14 protein-coding genes and 1 pseudogene are annotated in these 9,260 nt (G+C 69.6%); 9 read left to right on the top strand and 6 right to left on the bottom strand.

The genetic code is table 11. From position 1 onward, the window contains the following. Window positions 1-2: 2 nt before the first annotated feature. Entirely contained in the window at window positions 3-281 is a 279-nt protein-coding gene (locus tag ACQPXM_RS33960) for a DUF3817 domain-containing protein (protein WP_432941607.1), read from the top strand. Between the two features lie 13 nt (window positions 282-294). Here the strand turns inward: ACQPXM_RS33960 and ACQPXM_RS33955 are convergent, their stop codons facing one another. Then, window positions 295-1,014 carry an LmeA family phospholipid-binding protein gene (locus tag ACQPXM_RS33955; protein WP_432941605.1) on the bottom strand — a complete coding sequence of 240 codons (720 nt, stop codon included), beginning with the start codon at window positions 1,012-1,014 and terminating at the stop codon, window positions 295-297. A gap of 77 nt (window positions 1,015-1,091) precedes the next feature. On the opposite strand from ACQPXM_RS33955, the gene ACQPXM_RS33950 reads away from it, so the two are divergent. Further along, window positions 1,092-1,481, top strand: coding sequence for a VOC family protein (locus ACQPXM_RS33950; protein ID WP_432941603.1), 390 nt, complete (start codon window positions 1,092-1,094; stop codon window positions 1,479-1,481). 9 nt (window positions 1,482-1,490) lie between these two features. Here ACQPXM_RS33950 and ACQPXM_RS33945 read toward each other — a convergent pair whose 3' ends face one another. Together ACQPXM_RS33945 and ACQPXM_RS33940 are read right to left on the bottom strand one after the other, a co-directional pair. Next, window positions 1,491-1,892 carry a DUF1707 SHOCT-like domain-containing protein gene (locus ACQPXM_RS33945; protein WP_432941601.1) on the bottom strand — a complete coding sequence of 134 codons (402 nt, stop codon included), beginning with the start codon at window positions 1,890-1,892 and terminating at the stop codon, window positions 1,491-1,493. Further along, window positions 1,889-2,566 carry a PadR family transcriptional regulator gene (locus ACQPXM_RS33940; RefSeq protein ID WP_432941599.1) on the bottom strand — a complete coding sequence of 226 codons (678 nt, stop codon included), beginning with the start codon at window positions 2,564-2,566 and terminating at the stop codon, window positions 1,889-1,891. The genes ACQPXM_RS33945 and ACQPXM_RS33940 overlap by 4 nt, the downstream gene beginning before the upstream one ends. A 140-nt stretch (window positions 2,567-2,706) precedes the next feature. Here ACQPXM_RS33940 and ACQPXM_RS33935 point away from each other — a divergent pair, with 140 nt between their 5' ends. The 3 genes from ACQPXM_RS33935 to ACQPXM_RS33925 all read left to right on the top strand — a co-directional run bounded on the left by ACQPXM_RS33935 (window position 2,707) and on the right by ACQPXM_RS33925 (window position 3,853). After that, window positions 2,707-2,922 (top strand): hypothetical protein, encoded by a 216-nt coding sequence (locus ACQPXM_RS33935; RefSeq protein ID WP_432941596.1) that lies wholly within the window; start codon window positions 2,707-2,709, stop codon window positions 2,920-2,922. 90 nt (window positions 2,923-3,012) lie between these two features. After that, entirely contained in the window at window positions 3,013-3,423 is a 411-nt protein-coding gene (locus ACQPXM_RS33930) for a hypothetical protein (RefSeq protein ID WP_432941594.1), read from the top strand. A gap of 13 nt (window positions 3,424-3,436) precedes the next feature. Then, window positions 3,437-3,853 (top strand): YchJ family protein, encoded by a 417-nt coding sequence (locus tag ACQPXM_RS33925; protein ID WP_432941591.1) that lies wholly within the window; start codon window positions 3,437-3,439, stop codon window positions 3,851-3,853. Here the strand turns inward: ACQPXM_RS33925 and ACQPXM_RS33920 are convergent. Together ACQPXM_RS33920 and ACQPXM_RS33915 are read right to left on the bottom strand one after the other, a co-directional pair. Continuing rightward, the gene (locus ACQPXM_RS33920; RefSeq protein ID WP_432941589.1) at window positions 3,819-4,643 is read right to left on the bottom strand and encodes an alpha/beta fold hydrolase; all 825 of its coding nucleotides are present in this window, start codon (window positions 4,641-4,643) and stop codon (window positions 3,819-3,821) included. The genes ACQPXM_RS33925 and ACQPXM_RS33920 overlap by 35 nt on opposite strands. Window positions 4,644-4,800: 157 nt before the next feature. After that, window positions 4,801-5,712 carry an NADP-dependent oxidoreductase gene (locus ACQPXM_RS33915; RefSeq protein ID WP_432941587.1) on the bottom strand — a complete coding sequence of 304 codons (912 nt, stop codon included), beginning with the start codon at window positions 5,710-5,712 and terminating at the stop codon, window positions 4,801-4,803. A 264-nt stretch (window positions 5,713-5,976) separates the two neighbouring features. On the opposite strand from ACQPXM_RS33915, the gene ACQPXM_RS33910 reads away from it, so the two are divergent. The 4 genes and pseudogenes from ACQPXM_RS33910 (at window position 5,977) to ACQPXM_RS33895 (ending at window position 8,897) form a co-directional block, all read left to right on the top strand. Next, window positions 5,977-6,765 carry a DUF2382 domain-containing protein gene (locus ACQPXM_RS33910; protein WP_432941584.1) on the top strand — a complete coding sequence of 263 codons (789 nt, stop codon included), beginning with the start codon at window positions 5,977-5,979 and terminating at the stop codon, window positions 6,763-6,765. 59 nt (window positions 6,766-6,824) lie between these two features. Further along, a pseudogene (locus ACQPXM_RS33905) lies at window positions 6,825-6,914 on the top strand (GNAT family N-acetyltransferase); the annotation flags it as partial. A gap of 74 nt (window positions 6,915-6,988) precedes the next feature. Beyond that, complete coding sequence (locus ACQPXM_RS33900; RefSeq protein ID WP_432941581.1) at window positions 6,989-7,429, top strand: sterol carrier protein domain-containing protein; 441 nt, start codon at window positions 6,989-6,991, stop codon at window positions 7,427-7,429. Between the two features lie 10 nt (window positions 7,430-7,439). Next, entirely contained in the window at window positions 7,440-8,897 is a 1,458-nt protein-coding gene (locus ACQPXM_RS33895; protein WP_432941579.1) for an amidase, read from the top strand. 28 nt (window positions 8,898-8,925) lie between these two features. On the opposite strand, the gene ACQPXM_RS33890 is transcribed toward ACQPXM_RS33895, so the two are convergent. Further along, on the bottom strand, window positions 8,926-9,132 hold the full coding sequence (locus ACQPXM_RS33890; protein WP_432941577.1) for a hypothetical protein: 207 nt from the start codon (window positions 9,130-9,132) through the stop codon (window positions 8,926-8,928). Window positions 9,133-9,260 lie beyond the last annotated feature (128 nt).

Here is a 9,260-nt window from a genome sequence, read left to right as displayed (position 1 = left end):
GCATGCCGAAGTGGACCCCGCTCCGCGCCGCCGCGACCGCCGAGGTCGTGTCCCTGGTGATCCTGTTCGCCAACCTCTTCACCGTGCACTGGGCCGCCGTGTCCTCGCTGATCGGACCGACCCACGGCTGCTGCTACCTGCTCGTCGTCATCCTCACCGCTCGGGAGGCGCGCGCGAGCAGGCCGACCAAGCTGATCGCCCTGATTCCCGCCGTCGGCGGCCTGCTGGTGCTGCGACGCCTGGCCGGCGCCGATGTTGCTCTCAGCAACAAAACCCGCTGAGTGGCCGGACAGGCTAGGCGCCGGACAGCTTCACGTCGGTGGCCGTGGCGGTGACGACCAGGGACTGGCCCTGGACGGCGGCCTGGGTGACGGTCGCGCCGAACGGCAGCTCCGGGATCCGGATGCCACGAGCCAGCAGCGCGGTGAGCACGGTCCGCACCCGCGCCGGTACGCCGTCCGGCAGGTTGTCGACGATCAGCCCGATCCGTCCGTTGCGCACCTCGGGCCGGACCGTCGCTACCGCGTCGAACCCACTGACCTTCGCCTGCAGCTTCTCGCCGGCCGCGGTCAGCTTCAGGCCGTCGATACCGCTGGCGCCGGCGGTGAGCCGGGTCAGCGCGTCCGGCGACATCCGCAGCCGGATGTCGGCCTTGCCGATCACCACCGTGGCGCTGGTGTCGCCGGTCAGCAGCTCACGAGGGACCTGGACCCCGGTCATCACCATCGTCAGTTCCTCGGCCGACACCTTCGAGACGCTCGGCCGGTCCATCGCCACGGTGATCTCGGAGAACTCGCCCCGGGCCAGCTGCGGCAGGAACCCGAAGCCGCCGATCTCCGCCGTCGTGCTCGCGGCGGTGACGTCGTACTGGGCCGCCTCGTTGACCGCCTCGGTCGCCAGCCGCTTCTCGGCCACCGACTCCGCGACCCGGTCGCCGACCACGGCGATCAGCAGCAGGATCACCAGGACGATCAACAGCCCGCGGCCCCGCCGGCGCGGCGTCGCGGTGCTCATGCGCGGTCTCCAGGAGTTCTCACGGGCGCGAGCCTAGCGGCGCGACGGCCGAAGCGCGTGCCGCTACCGTGATCCGGATGAACCGCATCGGCTACGTCATCGTGTACGTCGGCGACCTGGACGCCTCGATCGCCTTCTACCGCGACGTTCTCGGGCTGCCACACCGGTTCACCGACGCCGGGTACGCCGAGTTCGGCACCGAGGCGCCCCGCTTCGCGCTGTACGAACGGCGCCGTGCCGAGTGGCTCACCGGCGGCCCGGTCAGCCCGGGCCCGGCCGCCGAGGTGGTGCTGCTCGTGCCCGACGTCGACGCCGAGGCCGCGCGGCTCGCGGCGCACGGCGTACCGATTCTCAGCGGTCCCGCCGATCGGCCGTGGGGTCACCGTACGGTGCACGTCGCCGACCCCGACGGCTTCGTCGTCGAGCTCGCCCAGGAGATCCCGCGGACGCGGTCGCGGCGTCCCTGAGCCGTGCGGTCAGCGGCGGTGGCCGTAGCGGTGCCGGCGGTGGTGCATCGGGCCGCCGAACAAGGCGATCCAGAAGAACACCCACAGCACCCACGGCGCCGCGAACGAGACGCTCGCGATCACGAGCCCGACCATCAGGAACGGCAGCAGGAACAGGAACGCCGGTGGGCGGCCCTGCACCTCCCAGCGCGGCTGACGGCGGACGGCGACCTGGGCCGCCGGGTCGGGCAGGTCGGCGAACAGCGGCGCGAGCTCGTCGTCGTACCGGGCCTTGGTCGCTCGTTCGCTGCGCTCCTCGAACTCGTCCTGGGTCAACCGCCCCGCGACGAAGTGGTCGCTCAGCAACGCGACCGCCTGGTCCCGCTCGGCGTCCCCGATCCGCAGCGACGCGGTGCGCTCCGGGAGACTCATGACCGGTCCTGCTCGTCGTCGCTGAGGATGCCGTACAGCGTGCGGCGCAGCTCGATCAGCGCCTTGCGCGCCTTGGCCTGCTGCTCCGGAGTCCCGGTCGCGAGCACCTGCCACAACGCCGTACCGACTTGGCCGAGCAAGGGCTTCAGCCCGTTCTCGTCGCCGTCGGAGCCGGCGTTCATCGCCTCCCAGGGTGCCGACACCTCGTCGGCGTGCTCGGCGACGTACGCGCGTCCCTCGTCGGTCAGCGTGAACGTCCGCCGTCCGACCGCCGCGTCGGCCGTCACCAGGCCCTCGTCCTCCAACTGCTGCAGGGTCGGGTAGATCGAACCGGGGCTGGGCTTCCAGGCCCCGCCGCTGCGCTCGGCGACCACCTGGATGATCTGGTAGCCGTTCATCGGCTCCTCGGCAAGCACCGCCAGGATCGCCGCCCGGACGTCACCGCGCCGGGCCTTCGCCTGCCGCCAGCCCCGCGGCCCCGGCCCGCCGGCCCACGGAGGCCCGAACATCGGCCCGGCTCCCCACATCCCGCCGAAGCCCTGGTGGTGATGCCCACCGTGCCGCTGCCGTCCGGTCATCGCGGCCAGCAGTTCTTCCTTGATTTCCTCGAACGACGAACAGCCCCGCCCGAACTGCCCGAACGGCCACCCCGCCGCGAATGCCGATCCACCCATCACCGTCTCCCTAGCTCAGAGCTTGCGATAGTTCGACGATATATCGCGAACGGTCGTCACCCAAGAGTTTGCCGCGGCCGGTGTGGGGCGGTGCGCCGACGGGCACCGGAGGACGACAGTTCTTCGTGAGGGAGTGTGCGATGACCAACCCCAGCAACCGGTACGAGAACCTGACGCCGACGCGGTTCGAGAAGACCCACGACATCAGCGACACCGAGATCAACGAAGCGCTCGAGAACGGGCCGGTCGACGAGGCGGAGCTGACCGATCGCGACGTGCAGCACGACGACGGCGCGCCGCCGTACGCGGACCGCAACGACACGCCGCAACCGCCGACGCGCGAGAGTGGCGACTGACAACGTTGAGCGTTCACTTGAACGCGGTCTGTAGGTTTGCCGGACAGCTCCAGGCTCGTCCCCAACCCTCCACGACCGAAGGATTTCGCGATGAGCATCTTCGACAAGTTCAAGGACAAAGCGACCGAGATGTTGCAGGGCGCCGGTGACAAGGTCACCGAAGCGACCGGCATCGACGTCAGCGGCGTCACCGATCACCTGGGCGGTGCCGCCGACGGCGTGACCGACCAGGCGCAGGGTGCCGCCGACCAGGCGCAGGGCCACGTCGACGGTTTCGCCGACCAGGCACAGGGCCACGTCGACAACGCCCAGCAGTACGCCGACGGCGCGGCCGGCCAGTTCACCGAGGCCACCGGCGTCGACGTACCGGTCGACGGGGTCGGCGACCAGGTCACCCAGGCGACCGACGGCCTCACCGAAACCGGCCAGGGTGTCGCCGACCAGGCCCAGGGTCACGTCGACAACGCCGCCGACCGGTTCAAGGACCTCGGCCCGCAGTAGGCACAATCACTGCATGGCCAACCGTTCCGACCGCCGTACGGGCGACTCCCTGTGCCCGTGCGGCTTGGGCATTCCCTACGCCGCGTGCTGCGGCGCGCTGCACGACGGCACCAAGCAGGCGGTGACCGCCGAGCAGCTGATGCGCTCGCGCTACTCCGCCTTCGTCGTCGAGGACGCGCCGTATCTGCTGCGGACCTGGTCGGCGAAGACCCGCCCGCGGACGCTGCGCTTCGAGGCCGGTCTGCGGTGGACCGGCCTCGAGATCCTCGGCACGGAAGGCGGTTCCGCCTTCCACACCGAGGGCACGGTCGAGTTTTGCGCGTCGTACGCCGGCGGCGACCAGCACGAGAACAGCTACTTCACCCGCGAGAACGGCCTGTGGGTGTACGTCGAACCTACGACCGCAGGAACTCGAGCAGATCGGCGTTGATCACGTCGGCGTGCGTCGTCGGCATGCCGTGCGGGAAGTCCGCGTAGGTCTTCAGCGTGCCGTTCTGCAGCAGTTCCGCGGACCGCGGCCCGGAGGCGACGTACGGGACGATCTGGTCGTCCTCGCTGTGCATCACCAGTACCGGCAGGGTGATTTTGCGCAGGTCTTCGGTGAAGTCGGTCTGCGAGAACGCCACGATCCCGTCGTAGTGGGCCTTCGCGCCGCCCATCATGCCTTGGCGCCACCAGTTCTCGATCACCGCTTCGGACGCCTCGGCGCCGGGCCGGTTGAACCCGTAGAACGGTCCGGACGGCAGCGCCCGGTAGAACTCCGAGCGATTCGCCGCGAGCTGCGCCTGCAGGTCGTCGAACACGTCCTTCGGCAGGCCGTCGGGATTCGCGTCGGTCTTCACCATCAATGGCGGTACGGCGCACAGGATCGCCGCCTTCGACGCGCGGTCCTCCCCGTGCCGGGCCAGGTAGTGCACGACCTCACCGCCGCCGGTCGAGTGCCCGACGTGGATCGCGTCGCGCAGATCGAGGTGCTCGACCACGGCCCTGAGATCGTCGGCGTAGTGGTCCATGTCGTGCCCGTCGCCGGTCTGCGTCGAGCGCCCGTGCCCCCGCCGGTCGTGAGCCACCACCCGGTAGCCCTGCTGCAGGAAGAACAACATCTGGTTGTCCCAGTCGTCGCTCGACAGCGGCCAGCCGTGACTGAACACGATCGGCTGCCCGCTACCCCAGTCCTTGTAGAAGATCTCCGTGCCGTCGCCAGTGGTGATCGTCCCCATGGTGTTCCGCCCCTCTTCACGCTGTCGGACAGGTCAGCGTGCCCCCAGCACCAGGCAACGGTAAGCCCCGTCCCGCGCCCGGAGCGAGCCCCGTCTCACTCAGACGTCGACCTATGATCCTGCGGTGCGCGCGAAGTGTGCGCATGAGGAGAACCACTCAATCGGTGACCTTGATGATCGTGCGGCCCCTGGTGCGGGACGAGAGGGCGGCGGGGGCCTCGTCGAGCGGGCGGACCGTGGTGACCAGCGGAGTGAGCCGGCCGTCGCGCAGCCGGGTGACCAGCTCGGTGAGTTGCCCGCGGTCGGGCTCGACAACGAAGAAGATCGACCGCCCGCCCTCGGGGTGCGCGGTCGGGGGAGCGGCGATCGTGACGAGGGTGCCGCCGGGGCGTACCAACGCGGTCGAGCGGTCGAGGACGTCGCCACCGATGACGTCGAGCACCACGTCGACCTGGCCGGCGTTCTCCAGCTTCTCGCTGTCCAGGTCGAGGAACTCGTGCACGCCGAGCTCGCGGGCCAGCTCCCGATCGGCGGCCCGGCCCGTGCCGATGACGCGGGCTCCGGCCTCGCGGGCCAGTTGGGTCGCGAGGTACCCGACGGCGCCGGCGATGCCGTGGACCAGAATCGTCTGGCCGGGCTGCAGGCGACCGTGGTCGAACAGCGCCTGCCAGGCGGTCAGTCCCGAGATCGGCAGGGCGGCGGCGGTCACGTGGTTGACGTCCGCGGGCAGCGGGGCGAGGTTGCGCGCCTCGACAGCGGCGTACTCGGCGAGTGAGCCGTCGCGGGCCCAGTCGGCGAACCCGAACACCCGCTGACCGATCGAGAGCCCGGTGGTGCCGTAGCCGAGTCCGACGACGACGCCGGACAACTCGTGGCCCGGAACACTCGGCGTACGGTCTCGTCCGGCCCGGTCGGTCCAGGTGGCCGGCCACTCCAGCTCGCCACGGGTGAAGCCGGCAGCGTGGACCTGGACGACGACGTCGTTCTCGGCGGCGTGGGGGTAGGGCAGCTCGGTCAGCGACAGCCCGGCGACGCCGGCTTCGCGGTCGTGGACGGTGATGGCTCGCATGAGGGTCCTCGCGGTAGTCGTGGCAGTGGTTCTGTTTCGACGGTACTCATCCGGGGCGCGTCATCCGTGGGCCATTTGCGGGCGCTCTCGATGGGCCGCATCGGGTCGGACTGTCCGTTAGTTGCCTTTGGCTCCGATCGGTGGGATCAGCGCTACGGAGCGTGCGATCGGTGGAAAGACCAGCCGCGAACTTATGCACTTCGAATGCGCACGAATGGCCCGGGTACCTCCGGCCGACCCCAGCGCAGACGTGAGGAGAAACTGATGATCACCAAGGATCAGGTGCAGGAGTTGATCGGTCGAGAGGCCTACGGCAGCGACGGCGACAAGATCGGCAAGCTCGGCCAGGTGTACCTCGACGACCAGACCGGGCAGCCGGAGTTCGCGACGGTCAACACAGGGCTCTTCGGGATGAGCGAGAGCTTCGTCCCGCTGGCCGACGCGAGTGTGTCCGGCGACGGGCTGTCGCTGCCGTTCACGAAGGAGCGCGTCAAGGACGCGCCGAACGTCAGCCCGGACGACGGGCACCTGTCGCCGGAGGACGAGCAGCGGCTGTACGAGTACTACGGACTCGACTACGACGGGTCGGCGGGACTGGGCTACGACCAGTCGGGCGACCTGGGATACGACCGCGACGACACCGCCGGCGCGGTGGGCCGCGACACATCGGGCCCGACCACGGACGACGCGATGACCCGCTCGGAGGAGCGGCTCGATGTCGGCACGCGGAGCGAGGAGGCCGGGCGAGTCCGGCTGCGCAAGTACGTCGAGACCGAGCACGTCCAGACCACGGTGCCGGTGCAGCGCGAGCGTGCGGTGGTGGAACGTGAGCCGATCACCGCCGACAACTTCGACGCGGCGACCTCCGGCCCGGAGATCTCCGAGGAGGAGCACGAGGTCGTGCTGCACGAGGAGAAGCCGGTGGTCAGCACGCACGCCGAGCCGGTCGAGCGCGTTCGTCTCGGCAAGGAGCAGCGCACCGACCAGGAAACCGTGAGTGGTGAGGTGCGCAAGGAGCGGATCGAGACCGACGGTGACGTCGACAAGCGGTAACGACGGGGTCCGCCGCGCTCGCCCGCGGCGGACCGTCTTCACCGGTGGCCGGCGTCACCATGGTGGCGACCAGCCCTACTCATCGGCGGCGAGGTTTGCTCCGTCAACTGATGCGCCGGCAGCTGACTGAGCTGTACGAAGGCGGTGGCGAAGCGGTCGCCGCGCTGACGGCGTCCGAACGTGTGGTCTACGGGCGCTTCGGATACGGCAGCAGGTCGTGGACGTGGCCACCCACGTGGCTCTTTGGCAGTTCCTGCTTGATCAGGACCTTCTCAGTGAGACGAGATATGGACGGCTTCCGTCGGACGACCCACTACTGTCGCTGCTGCTCGATGCGCGAGCTGCCGACGCGAAAACCAGGGACGGGCTCGGGGTGCGACTGGTCGACGTCGGCCGGGCGCTGGCCGAGCGAACCTCTGCGAACGAGGTCGACGTCGTGCTGGGGATCGAGGACGACTTCCTGCCGTGGAACGCCGGCGCGTGGCGCCTGACGGGCGGGCCGGACGGAGCGGCCGGGCGCGCTGGCGGTGACCTCGCGTGCCTTCCTGGGCGACCGTCTTCCCTGGCTCGACACCGGCTTCTGAACGACGCCGGCACCACGCTCCGAGCGACCAGCCGGCGTTGTGCGAAGCGGCATTTTATGTCCTCGCCGGCAGGCCAATAGCGTCGGAAACATGTTCAGGGAGAGAGACTTTCCGACGGCCGAAGAGCTCGCGGCGGCGTTGCGCGCCGGCGACGTGAGCTCGGTGGAACTGACCGACGAGGCGATCGCGCGGATCGAGCGCGACGACAAGGTGATCAACGCGATCTGTGTGCCGGACTTCGACCGTGCGCGGGCCGCCGCACACCGAGCCGACCGGGCGCGCGCCCGCGGCGAGGACCGCCCGCTGCTCGGTATCCCGGTGACGGTCAAGGAGTCGTACAACGTGAGCGGGCTGCCGACGACCTGGGGCATGCCGCAGTACCGGGACTACGTGCCGGCCGAGGACGCGGTCCAGGTGTCGCGGCTCAAGGCCGCCGGTGCGGTGGTGCTCGGCAAGACCAACGTTCCGTTGGGGCTGCAGGACATCCAGAGCTTCAACGAGCTCCACGGCACCACCAACAACCCGTGGGATCACGCTCGTACGGCGGGTGGATCCTCCGGCGGATCCGCGGCGGCCCTGGCGTCCGGATTCGGCGCGCTGTCCATCGGCTCCGACCTCGCCGGTTCGCTGCGCACCCCCGCGCACTTCTGCGGCATCTCCGCGCACAAGCCGACCCTCGGACTGGTGGCAACCCGCGGCATGGTCGCTCCGTCCGAGCCGGCCTTGCCGGTCGATCTCGACCTCGCCGTTGCCGGACCGATGGCGCGCACGGCCCGCGACCTCACGCTGCTGCTCGACGTGATGGCCGGGCCGGACCCGCTGACGTCCGGCATCGCGTACGACGTGACGCTGCCGCTCCCGCGCCACGAGCACCTCCGCGACTTCCGCGTGCTGGTCATCGAGCAGCATCCGCGCATTCCGACCGGGTCCGCCGTACGGGCGGGCGTGAACCGGGTCGCCGACGCGCTCGCCGACGGCGGCGCCCGAGTCGAACGGCACAGCCCGCTGCTGCCCGATCTGGCCGAAGCCGCGCTGCTCTATTTTCGGTTTTTGTTCTCTGGCTCCGTTGCCCGTTTCCCCGTCGACGGGGACGAACAGCTGCGCGCCCGCGCCGCCGCACTGAGTGCGGACGACCAGAGTCTCGACGCGGTGCTGTTGCGAGGCATGGTGTTGAGCCACCGCGACTGGATGGAGGCGAACACCCGTCGCGAACTCCACCGGCACGGCTGGCGGCAGCTCTTCGCCGAGTTCGACGTCGTGGTGTGTCCGATCACGCCCACTCCCGCATTTCCCCACGACCACAACCCGAATCCGCTGGAGCGCCGAATCGACATCGACGGCGTCGAGTACCCGTACTTCGACCAGCTCGTCTGGGCCGGCCTGGCCACGATGCCCGGTCTGCCCGCCACCGCCGTACCATCGGGTCGATCTCCCGAAGGGCTACCGGTGGGAGTGCAGCTCATCGGCCCGATGTTCGAGGACCGAACCGCACTGCGGCTGGCCGAACTGCTCGAGCAGAAGCTCGGCGGCTTCCAGGCACCGAGGTAGACGTACCACCGGCGCCGCCTGGCCGGTGTCAGCGCTTCGAGCGGCTCGGAATGCGGTCGACGAGTCGCTCGAGCAGGCCGTAGCCAGCCAGCACGAAGCCTCCGAAGGCAAGCAGGAACGCACCCACCGCGAAGTCGATGTTCACCGGCCGCAGCACAAGCCCGATGACGGCGAAGACCACGCCGATCACGCTGAACCAGACAATGGCGCGACGACCCATGAACGTGTAGCTCATGGCGGCGATGCTATCGGTCCACAGAGTCATACGAATGCTCAGTACGCCGAACCTGCGTGCGAATGATTGGGTCGAGATCACCACGCCGAACAGTGCCGAACCCTGCGATGCTGTCCAAACGCAGGAAA

This window comes from Kribbella sp. CA-253562 (assembly GCF_050942265.1).
Lineage (GTDB): Bacteria > Actinomycetota > Actinomycetes > Propionibacteriales > Kribbellaceae > Kribbella.
This window is presented reverse-complemented; position numbering and strand designations above follow the sequence as displayed.